Below are 16,686 nucleotides of genomic sequence, written 5' to 3'. Positions count from 1 at the left end.
ACGACCGACGCACGACCGGTCCCGATCGTCGAAGTGCGGTGAGTCGGGTTACGAGTTCGAGGTGAGCCACGCGGGTCGCGTGGCCTCGTAGGAATCGATGTCGTCGGCGTGGGCGAGCGTGAGGCCGATGTCGTCGAGTCCGTTGACGAATCGGTGCTGCGTCAACGGGTCGAGGGGGAACGACTCGACGAGGCCGATCGCCGGGACCTCGACCACCAGGCGCTCGACGTCGACGACGATCGTCGTCTGCGGGTCGCTCTCGATGGCCTGCCAGATCCGTTCCACCGCGGCTTCCGGCAGCACCACCGGGACGAGCCCGTTCTTGGTGCAGTTGTTGCGGAAAATGTCCGAGTAGCTCGGCGCGATCACGGCGTCGAAGCCGTACTGCTGGATGGCCCACACGGCGTGTTCACGCGACGAGCCGACGCCGAACGCCGGGCCGGCCACGAGGACCGAGGCGCCGGCGAAGCGCTCGTCGTTGAGCACGAAGTCGCGATCGTCGCGCCACGTGGCGAACAGCCCCTTCTCGAAGCCTGTGCGCTCGATGCGCTTCAACCACTCGGCAGGGATGATCTGGTCGGTGTCGACGTCGGAGCGCCGCAGCGGCAGACCCGAACCCGAAATGACGGAGACAGCTTTCATTGCGATCCTTCCTTGCGCCGTCAGAGGTCGGCCGGGGTGGCGAAGTGGCCGGCCACGGCGGTGGCGGCGGCGACGGCGGGCGACACCAGATGGGTCCGGCCGCCCCGGCCCTGCCGCCCTTCGAAGTTGCGGTTGCTGGTGCTGGCCGCCCGCTCGCCGGGGGCGAGCTTGTCGGGGTTCATGGCCAGGCACATGGAGCAGCCGGGCTCGCGCCAGTCGGCGCCGGCGGCCCGGAAGATGCGATCGAGACCCTCGGCCTCGGCGGCCGCCTTCACGGCGTGGCTGCCCGGCACCACCATCACTCGCTTCGCCGTCACGTGGCGACCGTCGAGCACCTTGGCGGCAGCCCGCAGGTCCTCGATCCGGCTGTTGGTGCACGAGCCGATGAACACGGTGTCGACGTCGATCGAACGGAGCGCCTGACCGGCCTGCAGGCCCATGTACTCGAGGGCGCGGGCGACGTTGTCGCGGACGGTCGCGTCGGCGAAGTCGTCGGGCGACGGCACGACGCCGTCGATCGGCAGCACCTGGGCGGGGTTCGTGCCCCACGACACGTACGGGGTGAGGGCCGACGCGTCGATGTTCACCTGGCGGTCCCACACGGCGTCGTCGTCGCTGTACAGGGTGCGCCAGTCGTCGAGCGCCGCCTCCCAGGCCGCGCCCTTGGGGGCGTGGGCCCGACCCTCGAGGTAGGCGAACGTCGTGTCGTCGGGAGCGACGAGGCCGGCCTTGGCGCCCGCCTCGATCGACATGTTGCACACCGTCATCCGCCCCTCCATCGACAGGGCGCGGATGGCCGAGCCGCGGTACTCGATCACGTGGCCGATGCCGCCGCCGGTGCCGATCTCGCCGATGACGGCGAGGATGATGTCCTTGGCGGACACGTCGTCGGAGAGCTCACCCTCGACGTTGACGGCCATCCACTTGGGGCGCGACTGGGGCAGCGTCTGCGTGGCCAGCACGTGCTCGACCTCGCTCGTGCCGATGCCGAAGGCGAGGGCGCCGAACGCGCCGTGGGTGGCCGTGTGGCTGTCGCCGCACACGATCGTCATGCCGGGGAGCGTGCGGCCCTGCTCGGGGCCGATCACGTGGACGATGCCCTGGCCGGGATCGCCCATCGGATAGTTGACGATGCCGAACTCGGCGGTGTTCGCGCGGAGGGCGTCGACCTGGCGGGCCGACACCGCGTCGGCGATCGGCTTGTCGATGTCGGCCGTCGGCACGTTGTGGTCCTCCGTGGCCACGGTGAGGTCGGGTCGGCGGACCCGGCGGCCGGAGATGCGCAGCCCGTCGAACGCCTGGGGGCTGGTGACCTCGTGGACGAGGTGGAGGTCGATGTACAGCAGGTCGGGCTCGCCGGGCGTGGTCCGGACCACGTGACGGTCCCAGACCTTGCCCGGCAGGGTGGACGGTCCCGGGCTGGCCGATGATGCGGACGCTGAGGCAGGCATGTCCGAATACGCTCCTTCGACGGCGAATCCCAGCTACTGAGACGTTGATCCGACTCAGAATGTGAGATATCGTTCTTATCTCATGGACAGCGTATCGAGTGTGGGGGTGCTGGACAAGGCGATCAGGGTATTGCGCGCCGTCGAGGAGTCCGGGCCTCAGACGCTGCTCGAGCTCCAGGGCGCCACCGGTCTGCCGCGGGCGACGTCGCATCGCATCGCCGTGGCCCTCGAGATGCACGGCCTCCTGCGCCGTGAGGAGTCCGGGCGGTTCTGCCTGGGACTCGGTCTCGTCGCCCTCGGCGCCGCCGCGGCCGATTCCTTCCCGATCTCCGGACTCGCCCGCCCGCGGCTGCAGCAACTGTGTGCGGAGACCGGCGAGAGCGTGCAGCTGTACGTCCGTGAAGGCGACCGTCGCCGCTGCGCCGTGTCGCTCCCGTCGCCACACGGATTGCGCTGGATCGTGGCGGAGGGGTCGCTCCTGCCGCTCAATCTCGGTTCGGCGGGCCGCGTGCTGTCCGGCGAGGTCGGGCCGCAGGGCTGGGTGGAGACGGTCGAGGAGCGCGAGGCCGGCGTGGCGTCGGTGAGCGCGCCCGTGTACGCGGCACGATCGGCCCTCGGCGGTCAGCGGTCCGATGTCGTGCTGGCGGCCGTCAGCGTCGGCGGCCCGATCGGCCGCATGGCGCCGTCACCCGGCGAGCACTTCGGCCAGGCGGTCATCGCGGCCGCCGCCGACATCCAAGCCACGCTGTAGCGCGGGCCGATCGCGGGCCCGTACGTCCGGGGCCTCGGCCGTACAGTGGTGCCCGTGACCGACATCTCCCTGGCGGCTCCCGACGAATCCCTCCCCGACGATTGGCGCGAGCGCGTGCTCGCCCTCGCCGCCGAGCGAGACGCCGTCATCCTCGCCCACAACTACCAGCTCCCCGAGATCCAGGACGTCGCCCACCACGTCGGCGACTCGCTCGGGCTGTCCCGCGTGGCGGCCGCCGCCGAGGCGTCCACCATCGTGTTCTGTGGCGTGCATTTCATGGCCGAGACGGCCAAGATCCTCGGCTACGACAAGACGGTGCTGATCCCCGACGAGCGCGCCGGCTGCAGCCTCGCCGACACCATCACCGCCGACCAGCTGCGGGCGTGGAAGGCCGAGCACCCCGGCGCCGTGGTGGTCAGCTACGTCAACACGACGGCCGCCGTGAAGGCCGAGACCGACATCTGCTGCACATCGTCGAACGCCGTCGACGTCGTGGCCTCGATCCCCGCCGACACCGAGGTGCTGTTCTGCCCCGACCAGTTCCTCGGCGCCCACGTGCAGCGCAGCCTGCAACGGGAGAACATGCACATCTGGATGGGTGAGTGCCACGTCCACGCCGGGATCAACGGTGCCGACCTCAAGGCCCGCGTCGCCGAGGATCCCGACGCCGAACTGTTCATCCACCCCGAGTGCGGGTGCGCCACCAGCGCCCTGTACCTGGTCGGTGCCGGGGTGGTGCCCGAGGCGCGCACGAAGATCCTGTCGACGAGCGGGATGGTCGACGCGGCGCGCGACACCACGGCGAAGCGGGTGCTCGTCGCCACCGAGACGGGCATGCTGCACCAGCTGACCAAGGCCAACCCGCTCGTGCTGTTCGAGCCGGTGAACCGGGCGGCCGTGTGCAAGTACATGAAGATGATCACCCCGGCCAAGCTCCTGCGATGCCTGGAGGAGGGCACCGACGAGGTCACCGTGCCCGCCGACGTGGCCGAGCGGGCGAAGGCGTCCGTCGAGCGGATGATCGCCATCGGGACCCCGTCGCCGACCGCCGAATGAGGCCGGCCACGCTCCCGCGGCGGCTCGCCGCGCCCGCGCCGACGTGGGAACGCACCGTCGACGTCGTCGTCCTCGGCTCCGGAGCCGCCGGCCTCGCTGCGGCGTTGGCCGCCCGGCCGGTGCGCAGCGTTCTGATCGTCACCAAGGGCACGCTCGATGCCGGATCGACGGCGTGGGCCCAAGGCGGGCTGGCCGGTGTGCTCGACCCGACCGACTCGCTGGAGAACCACGTCCGCGACACGCTGGCCGCCGGTGCCGGATTGTGCGACGAGGACGTCGTCCGGGAGCTGGTCGCAGAGGCGCCCAAGGCGATCCGCTACCTGATGCGCCTCGGCGCGGCGTTCGACCCTGCGGGCCCCGGCGTGGAGAGCCCGGCGCTCACCCGCGAGGGCGGCCACAGCCACAACCGCATCGTTCACGCCGGGGGAGACCGCAGCGGCGCCGAGGTGCAGCGGACGCTCGACGAGTCGACCGTCGCGGCCGGTGTCGACGTCCTCAACAAGGCGTTCGCCCTCGACGTGGTCATCGGCACGACGGCCACGGGGGAGCGGCAGGCAGCAGGTGTCACCGTCGCCGTCCTCGACGACGACGGCGACGTCACCTCCGTCGGCACGATCCGGGCCCGCGCCACGGTGCTCGCCACCGGCGGCTACGGCCAGGTGTTCGCGTCGACGTCGAACCCCCCGGCCGTCACCGGCGACGGCGTGGCGATGGCGCTGCGCGCCGGCCTGGCGGTGAGCGACGTCGAGTTCGTGCAGTTCCACCCGACGGTCATGTGGAACGGGGCCGACGCCGCCGGGCAGCAGGCCCTGGTGTCCGAAGCCGTGCGCGGTGAGGGCGCGATCCTGTTCGACGCCGCCGGGGAGCGGGTGATGGCCGGCGTGCACCCCCAGGAGGACCTGGCGCCCCGCGACGTCGTCGCCGCAGCCATCAGCCGCCGCATGGCCGAGGCGCCCGCCGGCGTGTCCGACCACGTGTTCCTCGACGCCACGCACATGGGTGAGCGCTTCTACACGCGTTTCCCCAGCATCACCGCGGCCTGCCGGAGCATCGGCGTCGACCCGGCCGTCGACCGCATCCCGGTGGCCCCCGCCTCGCACTACGCCTGCGGCGGCATCCCCGCCCGGCTCGACGGCACGACCGCCCTCCCCGGCCTGTTCGCGGTGGGTGAGGTGTCACGCACGGGTGTGCACGGCGCCAACCGCCTGGCGTCGAACAGCCTCACCGAGAGCATCGTCGCCGGCACTCATCTCGGTCGCGACCTCGCCTGGGAGCTGCCCGACGCCGTCGAGTCCGTGGACAGCGATGCGGTGGAGACGGGGCTCGTCGATCCAGCGGTCGCCTCGGTCGTCCGCACGGCGATGTCCCGTCACGTGGGTGTGTTGCGGGACGCCGCGTCGTTGGCGGCTGCTGCACGCGTCATCGACGAGGCCCTCGCCGCCCACGCCGGCGTCACGGCGACGCCGGGCCGGGCTGCCTTCGAGGCGAGCAATCTGGCGACGGTCGCCCGGGCGATGGTCGGAGCGGCCGCGGCCCGCACCGAGAGTCGCGGTTGCCACCGGCGAACCGATCACGACAGTCCACGCGACGAGTGGCTGACCCATCTGTACGTGTCGCTGGCCGGTGACGGCGACGACGCGCCGGTCGTCGTGTCCGGCGGCCCCGCTCACTGATCCCGGAGGTTCGATCGTGTTCCAGTTCCACCCGTTGTCGTCGGCCACCCGTGAGCGCCTCGTCGCCGCAGGGCTCGATCCCGACGCCGTCGCCGGGCTCGTGCGCATGGCGGTCACCGAGGACCTGATGGGCGGCGTCGACGTGACGTCGGTGGCCACCGTGCCGTCCGACCAGCGGAGTGTCGGCACGTTCGGATCTCGCGGCGACGGCGTCATCGCCGGATTGCCCGTCGCCGCAGCGGTCATCGACGCCGTCTGCGGCGACGCCGCCAGCGAGTTCGAGTACCTCGTCGCCGACGGCGATCGGGTCGCGCCGGGCATCGAGGTGGCGCGGGTGACCGCTCCGACGCAGCTGCTGCTCACCGCCGAGCGCTCGGCCCTCAACCTGTTGTGCCATCTGTCCGGCGTGGCCACCCTCACCAGGCGGTGGGCCGATGCCCTCGAGGGCACGGCAGCGGTGGTGCGCGACACGCGCAAGACGACGCCGGGGCTCCGGGCACTGGAGAAGTACGCCGTGCGGATGGGCGGCGGCCAGAACCATCGCATGGGTCTGTCGGACGCCGCCCTCGTGAAGGACAACCACGTGCTCGCGGCCGGCGGCGTCCGCGAGGCGTTCGACAAGGTTCGGGCCCTCGAGGGTGCAATTCCCGTCGAGATCGAGGTCGACTCGCTCGACGGCCTGGCCGAGGCGATCGAGGCCGGTGCCGACGTCGTGCTGCTCGACAACTTCGACCCCGACGGCATGCGGGCTGCCGTGAAGCTGCGCGACGAGACCGGCCCGTCGGTGGTGCTCGAGGCCAGTGGCGGCCTGACCCTGGAGACGGCGCGCGTGGTGGGCGAGACCGGTGTCGACTTCATCGCCGTCGGCGAGCTCACCCACTCGGCCAAGGTGCTCGACCTCGGTCTCGATCTCCACGCCATCGTCTGACCTGACGGTTGGTGCCTGGGGGGCGAGCTGAAAGGCCGTGCGAGGCGGAGGGCCGTCCGCTGGTCGCCGTCCCAACCGGAGGGTAGATACCGGACGCTTCGGTGGGGTATGTACCCTCCCGTCCGCACGTGGCGGTGACCGGTCACCCGGCTCGCCCGACCGGAGGGTAAATACCGGACGCTTCGGTGGGGTATTTACCCTCCCGTTCGTACCTGAGGTGTCCCCGCGGCGAGAGAGTGCCCGGGAGATCCACCGGTCGTGTGTACCCGACGGGGAAGGCCACCGTCATGATCCACAACCGTTAGGTCGCGGCGGATGATCAGGCGATGCCGTAGAGCTCGACGACGAAGATCAGGTCGCGGTTGGGGCCGATGCCCAGCTCCTCGCTGCCGCGGTCGGCGTAGGCGAGGGCGGCGGGCACCTGGATCGTGCGGAGCCCGCCGATCATCATGCCCTCCAACTCGGCACCACCGGAGAGACCGTCGGCGAAGCCGTCGATGATCGAGCTGGTCGACACCGGGATGAACTGTCGGAGGTCGTCACCCCACGTGTTCTGCAGGACGGCGCCGTTGCTGGCGCACACGGCGTAGACGTTGACGATGGCGGTCTGGCCGGTGGTGAGTGCGTCGCCCTCGCCCACGACGATGTCGGTGATGACGACCTCGGGCTGAGCCTCCGGCGCGGTGGCGTCGGGGTCGCTCTCCAACGTCGCCTCGTCGACCGTGACCGGCGGCGGTGTCATCGGCGTCGACGACAGCGGGAGCTCGAGGTCGGTCGGGGCGTCGGCGTCGGACGTCGCCGGGATGACGGCCACCACGTCCACGAGGAAGCTCAGTGCGGCGTCGGCCGGGATGCTGGCCGACGGCACGCTGTCGGCGCCGTAGGCCTGATCGGCGGGGATGTCGATCTGCAGCTGGGCCCCGGCCTGGGCGCCGATGAGACCGTCCTCGAACCCGACGATGTAGGTGTCGTCGCCGAGCACGAGGGGATCGGGCGAGCCTTCCCAGTTGCTGTCGATGCGCCGGTTGGTGTCGGTGAGGACACCGATGTAGCGCACGAGGACGGTGTCGCCCTCGGCCGCCTCGACGCCCGTGCCCTCCTCGAGGGTGGTGACCGTGAGGTCGGTGGGGGCCACCTCGGGCACCTCGATGGATGGCTGGGCGGCGACGTCGACGACCTCGACGTACACCACCGTGGTGGCGTTCTCGGGCAGGCCGAGTCCGGCACCGGCGGCGCCGAGGCCCTGGTCGCCGGGAATGGTGAGCAGGAACTTGTCGCCGGGCCGGGCGCCTTCGAGGCCGTCCTCGAGGCCCGGGTACGACACGCCGAGACCGCCGCGGACGAGCTGGGCGACGACCGGCTGGGGCGGAGACTGCTGTCCCGTCGACGGGTCGGTCTGCCCGTCGAACGTGTTGACCACGGCGAAGCCGGGTGCCGAGGAGGCCTCGTCGGGCTCACTGGACGGCGTGTCGCTGTCCTCCGGCACGGTCGACTCGGTCGGCTCGGTCGAGTCGCTGGGTTCGGTGGATTCGGCCGGCGTGGTCGAGTCGCTCGGTTCGGTCGAGTCGCTGGGCTCCGTGGACTCGGCGGGCGTGGTCGAGTCGCTGGGCTCGGTCGACTCCGCCGGCGTGGTGGACGCACCGGGCTCCGTGGATGAACCGGGCTCCGTGGATGAACCGGGCTCGCTCGACTCGGGCACGCTCGAGTCGCTCGGCGTCTCGGTGGCGAACTCGGGCACGCCGATGACCATGTTGAACGTGATCGTGTCGAAGAACTGGGCGGCGGTGCCCTCCGGGTCGCCCTCCTCGATCATCGACTTCTCCACCTCGTCGGGCTCCGACTCGGGGTACACCATCGGGATCAGATCGACGACCTCGATGACAAAGGTCAGGGCGCTGTCGGGCGGGATGCTCCCGCTGCCCTCCTCGCCGTAGGCGAGATCGGACGGGATGTCGAGCTGGATGCGGTCGCCCACCCGGACACCGTGCAGGCCCTGGTTCCAGCCCTCGATGACACCGTTGGCCGTGGGAGCGAGCTCGACCTTGAACGGGGTCCCGGTCGGTCCGAAGTTGCTGTCGAACACGGCGCCGCTGTCGCTGAACACGCCGAGGTAGTTGACGTAGAGGATGGTGCCGTCGCCGGCCACCGCGCCGTCCTCGGGCCCCTCGACCTGCACGGTCTTGACGAGCTCGGTGGGCGTCTCCTCGGGCAGTTCCGGCTTGATGACGTCGACGACGTCGACGATGAACGTGAGGTCGGCGTCGGGCGGGATCGACGTGTTGCCGGCCTCGCCGTAGGCGAGCTCGGAGGGGATGTCGAGCTGGATGCGGTCACCCTTGCGGGCGCCGACCAGGCCCTCGTTCCAGCCCTCGATCACCGAGGGCTGCTCGCCCTCGCCGGCGAGGACCACCTCGAGCGGCGTGTCGGTGCCGTAGTTGGAGTCGAACACCTGGCCGTCGGCGGTGAGCTCACCCGAGTAATAGACGCGGACCACGTCACCCGGTGCGGCCTCGGGACCCTCGCCCTCCTCGAGCACGGTGCGAACGAGCTCCTCCGGCGCTGAGTCCACGGGCTCCACGTCGGGAGCTGTGGCGTAGGGGCCGGTGTCGGCCGGCTCGGTGGTGGCCACCGGCTCGGTCGACTCGGCGGTCTCGCTGCCGTCGGCCGCGGAATCGTCGGCGGTGCTGCCCTCGGTGGTGGACTCCTCGGGTGACGAGTCGTCGGCGTCGCTCGAGGCGGGCACGGCCGAGGCGGGACCCTCCGAGCCGTCGGTGGCGCTGTCACCCGTCGTCGACTCGGTCACGACGATGTCACCCGTGGTCGATTCCGTCGTGCTGTCGCCCGTCGCACCGGCGGTGTCGCCCGTCGACGTCGCGTCGCTCGACGCCGACGGCTCGGTGGCGCATGTGTCGTCGATCGGCACCTCCGTCGAACCGATCTCGACCAGCGACAGCTCGGTCACCGAGTCGGTGTCGTCGTCGCTACACGCAGCCAGCGCGATCGCGGCCGTGACCAGAAGGGGCAGAACTCGACGCATCGGGGCCGCAACCTAGCGGGCAACGGGCCCGGAACGAGCGCGAGAACGCTCCCGCACGGTGGTTCTCAGCCGGCGCTCAGCGTGGTCCGACCGACTCGCCGGCGCTGCGAGCGGACAACCACGCCGCCTCCGCCTCGCCGAGACGCGTCGACGGTGGGCCCTGTGTGAACGGCCACAGCTCCTCGGCGATCCGCCGGTAGTTGCCACGCGCCCCGAGATCGCCGAGCAACGCGTACAGCCCGAGGTTGATGCGCTGGATCAGCACGAACGTCCGCGGCACCGTGGTGTACTGGGTGACCGGGCTCGTGTTGTCGAACGTGTGGCGCACGATGCGGCTGGCGTAGTCCTTGGTCCACGTCATCGTGGCGTCGGCGCCGCTCGTGCTGTAGAAGTCGGCGAAGTACTCACGGACCTGCTCGGTGGTCACCGGCGCGCCGGCCCGCAGCAGCCCGGCCTCCTCGACGACCGCACGGAACGCCGCAGGATCGTTGTCGTGTACGGCCGCCCGCACCATGCGGACGAACACGTCCACCTCGGGCTCGGAGAAGTGGCGGACCAGCCCGAAGTCGAGGAACGTCACGGTGCCGTCGCGCTGGAACAGATAGTTCCCGGGATGCGGGTCACCGTTGAACGCCCGCAAGAGGTACAGGCTGCGGAAGACGAACCGGAACAGCGTCTCGCCAATGCGATCGCGGTCCTCCTGCGGCCAAGTGAGCGCTTCGGACCACGTCGCTCCCGTGGCCAGCTCGGTGGTGAGCACCCGCGACGAGCTGAGGGCCGGCACCGGCGCCGGCACATGGATGAACGGGTGATCGCGGTAGAAGTCGGCGAAGCGCTGCTGGTTGGCCTGCTCGAGCGAGTAGTCGAGCTCCTCGGTGAGGCGTTCCTTGATCTCGGCGACCATCTCGCTCGGATCGAGGCCCGAGAAGTTGTAGGCCAGCAGCCCGCCGAGCAGGTCGGTGTTGCGCAGGTCGGCGGCGATCGCCTCGCCGACGCCCGGGTACTGCACTTTGACGGCGACCGCCACCTCCTCGCCGGTGTCGGGGTCCCGCCACAGGGCCCGGTGCACCTGCCCGATCGACGCCGCGGCGATCGGCTCGGGATCCCACTCCACGAACAGCTCGTCGGGATGCCGGCCGAGTTCCTCGGTGATCACGCCGGCGGCCAGCTCGGCGCTCATCGGCGGGGCGTTCGACTGCAGTTGGGCGAGCGCGAGGCGGACCGGCTCGGGCAACCCGTCGTCCAGATAGCTCGCCATCTGGCCGATCTTCATCAGTGCGCCCTTCATTTGCCCGAGGCGCTCGGCGATCTGCTCGGCCGTGCGCAGCTTGAGCTGCTCGTCGAGCTCGACGCGGCGTTCGGCGCTGGCGAACAGCTTGCGGGCGCTGGTGGCGGCGAACCGGGTGCCCACGCCCATGCCGAGCCTGGCCAGCTCGAGGTTGCGTGACGAACGGGTGAGGTTGGACACCGGGTGACGTCGGGGAGCCGTGCCACGCCGGCGCCTCCGACGGGCCCTTCCGGCGGCGACGATCGCCGTCGCCGCGGCGACAGCTGCGGCGACCGCGGCGGCGTTGCGTCGCACCGTCCTCATGACGCCATCCCTCCCGCGCCGACGCGGCCATTGACCATCGCGACGGCGGCGGCGAGCGCCGGGGCGAACGTCGTGGCCGACGTCACGGCAGCGAGATGGTTGCCTGGCGTCGGGATGGCGACGGCGCCGGGGATCGCTGCGGCCAATCGGCGCTGGCGAACCGGCGCGACGATGTGGTCCTCGTCCGGGATGAGGACGGCGGTCGGCACGTCGACGCGTCCGATCCACCAGTCGGAGCGGAACGTGCCGAGGGCGGCGCCGGCCTCGAGGACCATCCGCCAGTCGTGACGCGTCGCCGACTCGATGGCCGACGGCTCCCAGTAGCCCTGCTTGCGGTCGAGGTAGGCCCGGCCGCTGATCCAGCGCTGGGCCGGCGGCGGCGTGACACGAGCGAGGGCGGCCAGGCCGCCGAGGCCGACGGTGCGGGCAGTGGCCGCCGGACGAGTGCCGAACTCGGCGGCCGTGGCGCACAGAACGAGTCCCGACACGCGGTGGGCGTGACGGCGCCAGACGAGCTGGGCGATGGCCCCGCCCATCGAGTAGCCGACCGGGATGAAGCGGTCGACGCCGAGGGCGGTGGCCACGTCGGCCACGTCGTCGGCGCAGTCGCTGAGCCGGAACGGTCGCCGGGTCCGCACGCCGGAGCCGTGCCCGCGCTGGTCGAATGCCAGGACACGCGCGTGCGCGGACAACGCCCCGTAGCACCGGCCGAAGTTGGAGTCGGCCGTTGCCGTCCAGCCGTGGATGAGCACCACGGTCGGGGCACCCGTCGGCCCCTCGATGTCCCGCACGGACACGCGGCCGGCCGGGATGTCGACGGTACGCAGGTGACCGCCGGGCGCGACGCTCACTGCCGGAGTCAGACCGTCTCGACCTTGAGGACCTGCACGCGGAGCTGACCGTTGGGGGCGTCGTAGGCCACCCAATCGCCCTCGTTGGCGCCGATCAGGGCGGCTCCGAGCGGGGCGGTGGGACTGACGACGTCGAGATCGCCGACCTTCTCCTCGATGTGGCCGACGAGGTAGCGCTCGGCATCGGATTCGGCGTCGCCCTCGTACACGATCGTGACGACACTGCCCGGGCCCACGACCCCAGCCGGCGGTGGAGCGATGATCTCGGCGTTCTCGAGCAGGTGCTCGAGCTGGCGGATCCTGCCCTCCATGTGGCCCTGCTCGTCCTTGGCGGCGTGGTAGTCGCCGTTCTCCGACAGGTCGCCCAGTTCGCGGGCCCGTTCGATCTTGTCGGCGACTTCGATGCGCCCCCGCGTCGAGAGATCCTCGAACTCGGCTTTGAGGCGGTCGAACGCCTGTTGTGACAGCTGGTGCGAAGCCATCGACCGAACACTACCCAGAGTGTGTTCGGGTGAGACGGTGTTGTCAGTCGTGGCACTCGCTGTCGCACGTCGTTACCCGAGACGTCATCGACGCCGTGTGGCCGGATGGCGCACCATCGAGGCATGACGACGACCACGAACCCATCGACGTCCACTCAGGACCTCGTCCCCGGCTACGCCATCGCCCACTTGCGCACACCCCAGCTCAACGACGAGGTGCTCGACTACATCGAGCGAATCCAAGCGACACTCGACCCCTTCGGCGGCCGCTTTCTCATCCATGGTGCCGAGGTCGAGGTCCGGGAGGGGGACTGGCCGGGCACGATCGTGGTGATCGCTTTCCCGAGCGTCGACGCCGCCAGGGCGTGGTACGACTCGGACGAGTACCAGGCCATCCTCCCGCTGCGCACCCGCAACATCGACGGGGCGGCGATCATCGTCCCCGGCGTCGCCGCCGGCTACGACCCGGCCGGGCTGGTCGCCGCCGCGCGAGCGGGTGCCTGACCGGCGTCGGGACGGGACGAACCCCTTGACTCCGGACCGTGGTACGGGGCGTACGTTGCCGGCATGATCGCAGTCGACGCCTCCACGCTTCCCGAGACCCTCGCCGCCGCCGATGGGGTGGTGATCGTCGAGTTCGGCGCCGAGTGGTGCCCCCCGTGCCGCCTGATCGAACCGGTGCTCGCCGAGCTCGCCCTGCGCCATCCGGACGTCTCCGTGGTGGAGGTCGACACCGACGCCTCGCCGGACCTGGCGCAGGCGTTCGGCGTGATGAGCGTTCCCACGCTGATCTTCTTCGCCGGCGGGCGACCGGTGCGCCGCCTCGTGGGTGCTCGCGGCCTGACCGCTCTCGAGGACGAGCTGGCGCAGGTCGTCGCCGACATCACCGTCACCGCGTGAACCCGACGGAATCAGCGGGGGCTGCCGCTGGTTGCACGATCCGATGACGACGGCGGAGCGCACGTTCACGATCGGCGAGTTGGCCGCCGAGGCCGGCGTCGGGGTGGAGACGATTCGCTTCTACGAGCGCCAGGGAATCCTCCCGGAACCGCCGCGTTCGGCGTCCGGCTACCGCCGCTATGGCGATGTCGACCGCTGGCGGCTGGCGTTCATCCTCCGTGGCAAGGCGCTCGGGTTCAGCCTCCGCGACATCGGCGAGCTGCTCGGCGCAGAGTCGGAGCGGTCGATCGCCGACGTCCTGCGGGTCACGGCCGCTCGCCTGGAGCGGGTGGAGCAGGAGCTCGCCGAGCTGGCGTCCCACCGCGATCGCCTCCGCTCGCTCCTGCGCACCTGTGAGAACGGCGACGGCGAGGCCTGCCTCGCCCTCGCCACCCCCGACCCCCCCACCATCTGACGTAACAGATGGTGCCAGGCACCATCTGTTACTCGGAGAGCACGGTGTACGTGACGCGAGGCCTCGCGGGGGGATGGACGAACGCCAGCAGGGCGCGTGCCTCCGCGTCGACCGCAGCGGCGTCTCCGTCGGACAGGGCGTGCAGCAGCTGGATGTGCACGGACGCGACGTCCGCGTCGGGCAGCTTGGCGCCGGGGAGTGCCGGCTCCATCCGCCAGCCACCGATGAGGCGGCCGTCGAGCAGGATCGACCCGCGCACCGGCTCGGGCGCGGCGCCGAGACGCCTGCGCTCGGCATCGTCGACGAATCGGCTGCGGTCGTCGTGGGACAGGAGCACGTTGTCGTACTCGGGCAGCAACCGCACCGGCGCCGGGGTCTCGGGATCGACCAGCTGGGCGTCGGCGACGTCGAACAGCTCGCGGCCGGTCTCGTCGCGATACACGGCGAGCCGGGGCCGCAGTCGCTCGAACACCTCGCGTAAACCGGTGAGCCGCGACCACGCGGCGGCGTCGGCGACGCTCGACGGCCCGAAGGCGGCCAGGTAGCGGAGGATCACGCCGTCGAGTTCGGGAGCATCGGCGGGGGAGCGGCCGAGCCACGCCTCGGCGGTGGTGCCGGCCACCTCGCCGCTCGACGACCACAGGCCGCGCGGCGGCGTCTGGATGAAGGCCAGCCGGTTGCGGGTGGCGAGGACGAGTGTCGACGCGTCGACATCGGGAAACTCGGCGGCGAACGCAGCACGGAGCCGCCGGTTGCTGATCGGCCCGTCCGCCAGCACGCGCCGGGCGAAGTCCAGCGCGGGGGCGAGGTCCAGCGTCGTCAGCACTTCGCGGTGGTCGGGGTGCATCGCCATCTCCCGGTCGAGCACCGGCTGCGACAGCGGACGCAAGGTGAGGCAGTCGTCGGCCGTCAGCAGGTGGACCGTTCCCCGCAGCGACACGATGCGGACGAGCCGTCGTTCGATCAGTTCCTGTTCCAGCCGGAACGGCTCGAAGGCGACCAGTCGGGACCACAGCCCGACATAGGGGTTCTGGGGGATCTGGGCCTGCATCCCGACGAGGCGTTCCACGGCGTCGACGACGCCGATCGGTGACCGTTCCAGGAGGAGCTGACGGGCCAACGTGGTGCGACCCAGCGTCCGGCGATCCACGGTGGTCGGGCTCATCGGTTCATCTTGGCCGCCGTCGATCGAGCGAGTTCGTCGGTCGCTTCCTTGGGGGCGAATCGGCGGGGCTCACTAGATTCTGGCGCCATGAGCACTCCCCATCGCATCGCCGTGATCGGCGGCGACGGCATCGGCCCCGAGGTCACCGCTGTCGCCCTCGACGTGTTGCGGGCCGCCGGCGCCTCGATCGACCCCACCGAGTTCGACCTCGGCGCCGAGCGCTACCTCCGCGACGGCGAGGTGCTCTCGGACGCGACGCTCGACGAACTGAGGGGCTTCGACGCCATCCTGTTCGGCGCGGTCGGCGGCGTGCCCGGCGACCAGCGCCTGCCCCCCGGCATCATCGAGCGCGGGATCATCCTCAAGATGCGGTTCGGGCTCGACCTGTACATCAACCTCCGGCCGTTCGTGGGCGACGGTTCGTCGACGCTGTCGGGCGAGCCGCACGAGTTCGTCGTCATCCGCGAGAACACCGAAGGCCCCTACGTCGGTGAGGGCGGCACCTTGCGCAAGGGCACGCCGCACGAGGTGGCGACGCAGGGGAGCGTCAACACCCGCTTCGGCGTCGAGCGCTGCGTCCGGTATGCCTTCGAGCTGGCCCAGAGCCGCCCCCGCAAGCACCTCACACTCGTGCACAAGACGAACGTGCTGACGTTCGCCGGCGATCTGTGGGAGCGCACGTTCAACGAGGTCGCTGCCGAGTTCCCCGACGTCACCACGGCGTACAACCACGTCGACGCGGCGACGATCTACTTCGTGCAGGACCCGCAGCGCTACGACGTCATCGTCACCGACAACCTCTTCGGCGACATCCTCACCGACCTGGGTGGCGCGGTGTCGGGTGGCGTCGGCCTGGCGTCGTCGGCCAACCTCAACCCCGCCCGCACCGGCCCGAGCATGTTCGAGCCCGTGCACGGCTCGGCACCCGACATCGCCGGCCAGGGCCTGGCCAACCCGACGGCCGCGATCCTGTCGGCGGCGCTGATGCTCGACTTCCTGGGAGACGGCGAGATCGCCGAGCGCATCCGTGCCGCGTGCACCCCGACGTCCGACGGGCCGGCGGAGGGCAAGACCGCCGAGATCGCCGCCACCATCATCGGCCGCCTCACCTGATCTGGGCGCGGATCGTGCCATCTCCGCTTCTGGGCGCGGCCCGTGACGCTCACCGTCCTTGGCCTCAACCGGTGGTCGCGACATCACAGCCTTGGAGGTGTTGTGATGGGAGCTATTGGGCGTCCGAGGATTCCTCGGTCGAGGGTTGCTGTGGCGTTGTCGGCGGTCGCTCGTGGGGTCCCCTGCCGGAGGCGGCAGCGATGGCGGGGATCTCGAGAAACACGTTGCAGCGTCGTATCAACGAGGAAGCTGTTGTCGTGTTGAGACAACGCACAGCACGTCCGAACGCGCTCACGCTCGCTGAGCGTGAGGAGATCCGCGTTGGCATCGAGCGTCACGAGACCGACGCGCAGATGGCCCGCCGACTCGGCCGACATCGCGGAACAATCGGCCGTGAGATCGCGGCTGGTGGTGGCCGTGAGCACTACCGGGCCTATGTCGCTCAGGACCAGGCCGACGCACGGGCTGAGCGGCCCAAGCCGTCGTGGATCGAGGATCGGCCGTGGCTGTGGGACGAAGTCGTCACCTTGCTGCGCATGAAGAAGTGGTCGCCCGAACAGATCGCCAAGCGGCTCCGCAAGGAGCATCCCGA

Annotated in this window: 16 protein-coding genes; 9 read left to right on the top strand and 7 right to left on the bottom strand. The window is 70.8% G+C overall.

The window, feature by feature from the left end:
- Window positions 1-48: 48 nt before the first annotated feature.
- On the bottom strand, window positions 49-642 hold the full coding sequence (leuD, locus tag DN771_RS20180; RefSeq protein ID WP_116999367.1) for a 3-isopropylmalate dehydratase small subunit: 594 nt from the start codon (window positions 640-642) through the stop codon (window positions 49-51).
- Window positions 643-662: 20 nt separating this feature from the next.
- Complete coding sequence (gene leuC / locus DN771_RS20175; RefSeq protein ID WP_116999366.1) at window positions 663-2,093, bottom strand: 3-isopropylmalate dehydratase large subunit; 1,431 nt, start codon at window positions 2,091-2,093, stop codon at window positions 663-665.
- 82 nt (window positions 2,094-2,175) lie between these two features.
- On the opposite strand from leuC, the gene DN771_RS20170 reads away from it, so the two are divergent.
- Genes DN771_RS20170 through nadC form a run of 4 tightly spaced genes read left to right on the top strand, consistent with a single transcriptional unit; the run spans window position 2,176 to window position 6,501 of the window.
- Window positions 2,176-2,844 carry an IclR family transcriptional regulator gene (locus tag DN771_RS20170; RefSeq protein WP_116999365.1) on the top strand — a complete coding sequence of 223 codons (669 nt, stop codon included), beginning with the start codon at window positions 2,176-2,178 and terminating at the stop codon, window positions 2,842-2,844.
- 54 nt (window positions 2,845-2,898) lie between these two features.
- Window positions 2,899-3,900, top strand: coding sequence for a quinolinate synthase NadA (gene nadA, locus DN771_RS20165; protein ID WP_227462421.1), 1,002 nt, complete (start codon window positions 2,899-2,901; stop codon window positions 3,898-3,900).
- A complete protein-coding gene (locus DN771_RS20160) occupies window positions 3,897-5,573 on the top strand; it encodes an L-aspartate oxidase (RefSeq protein WP_116999363.1) in 1,677 nt (558 codons plus the stop codon). The genes nadA and DN771_RS20160 overlap by 4 nt, the downstream gene beginning before the upstream one ends.
- 16 nt (window positions 5,574-5,589) lie before the next feature.
- Entirely contained in the window at window positions 5,590-6,501 is a 912-nt protein-coding gene (nadC, locus tag DN771_RS20155) for a carboxylating nicotinate-nucleotide diphosphorylase (protein ID WP_116999436.1), read from the top strand.
- Between the two features lie 319 nt (window positions 6,502-6,820).
- Here the strand turns inward: nadC and DN771_RS20150 are convergent, their stop codons facing one another.
- The 4 genes from DN771_RS20150 to greA all read right to left on the bottom strand — a co-directional run bounded on the left by DN771_RS20150 (window position 6,821) and on the right by greA (window position 12,462).
- Complete coding sequence (locus DN771_RS20150) at window positions 6,821-9,538, bottom strand: FKBP-type peptidyl-prolyl cis-trans isomerase (protein WP_116999362.1); 2,718 nt, start codon at window positions 9,536-9,538, stop codon at window positions 6,821-6,823.
- A 76-nt stretch (window positions 9,539-9,614) separates the two neighbouring features.
- Complete coding sequence (locus DN771_RS20145) at window positions 9,615-11,129, bottom strand: ABC1 kinase family protein (RefSeq protein ID WP_162942177.1); 1,515 nt, start codon at window positions 11,127-11,129, stop codon at window positions 9,615-9,617.
- Window positions 11,126-11,980, bottom strand: coding sequence for an alpha/beta fold hydrolase (locus DN771_RS20140; RefSeq protein WP_162942176.1), 855 nt, complete (start codon window positions 11,978-11,980; stop codon window positions 11,126-11,128). Before DN771_RS20140 ends, DN771_RS20145 begins: the two co-directional genes overlap by 4 nt.
- An 8-nt stretch (window positions 11,981-11,988) precedes the next feature.
- Window positions 11,989-12,462 carry a transcription elongation factor GreA gene (gene greA / locus DN771_RS20135; RefSeq protein WP_116999359.1) on the bottom strand — a complete coding sequence of 158 codons (474 nt, stop codon included), beginning with the start codon at window positions 12,460-12,462 and terminating at the stop codon, window positions 11,989-11,991.
- A 123-nt stretch (window positions 12,463-12,585) separates the two neighbouring features.
- On the opposite strand from greA, the gene DN771_RS20130 reads away from it, so the two are divergent.
- The 3 genes from DN771_RS20130 to DN771_RS20120 all read left to right on the top strand — a co-directional run bounded on the left by DN771_RS20130 (window position 12,586) and on the right by DN771_RS20120 (window position 13,816).
- Window positions 12,586-12,966, top strand: a complete 381-nt coding sequence (locus DN771_RS20130; protein ID WP_116999358.1) for a DUF1330 domain-containing protein — start codon at window positions 12,586-12,588, stop codon at window positions 12,964-12,966.
- Between the two features lie 63 nt (window positions 12,967-13,029).
- Window positions 13,030-13,362: a thioredoxin family protein gene (locus tag DN771_RS20125; RefSeq protein WP_116999357.1), complete on the top strand. Its 333-nt coding sequence runs from the start codon at window positions 13,030-13,032 to the stop codon at window positions 13,360-13,362.
- Window positions 13,363-13,405: 43 nt separating this feature from the next.
- On the top strand, window positions 13,406-13,816 hold the full coding sequence (locus tag DN771_RS20120) for a MerR family DNA-binding transcriptional regulator (protein ID WP_116999356.1): 411 nt from the start codon (window positions 13,406-13,408) through the stop codon (window positions 13,814-13,816).
- Between the two features lie 28 nt (window positions 13,817-13,844).
- Here DN771_RS20120 and DN771_RS20115 read toward each other — a convergent pair whose 3' ends face one another.
- Complete coding sequence (locus DN771_RS20115) at window positions 13,845-14,981, bottom strand: winged helix DNA-binding domain-containing protein (protein WP_116999355.1); 1,137 nt, start codon at window positions 14,979-14,981, stop codon at window positions 13,845-13,847.
- Window positions 14,982-15,068: 87 nt separating this feature from the next.
- On the opposite strand from DN771_RS20115, the gene DN771_RS20110 reads away from it, so the two are divergent.
- Window positions 15,069-16,094 carry a 3-isopropylmalate dehydrogenase gene (locus DN771_RS20110; RefSeq protein WP_116999354.1) on the top strand — a complete coding sequence of 342 codons (1,026 nt, stop codon included), beginning with the start codon at window positions 15,069-15,071 and terminating at the stop codon, window positions 16,092-16,094.
- A gap of 200 nt (window positions 16,095-16,294) precedes the next feature.
- On the top strand, window positions 16,295-16,686 hold a 392-nt coding region (locus DN771_RS20105; protein WP_162942175.1), incomplete at its 3' end, for a helix-turn-helix domain-containing protein.

Origin of the sequence: Desertimonas flava (assembly GCF_003426815.1) — a bacterium.
GTDB lineage: Bacteria > Actinomycetota > Acidimicrobiia > Acidimicrobiales > Ilumatobacteraceae > Desertimonas > Desertimonas flava.
This window is presented reverse-complemented; position numbering and strand designations above follow the sequence as displayed.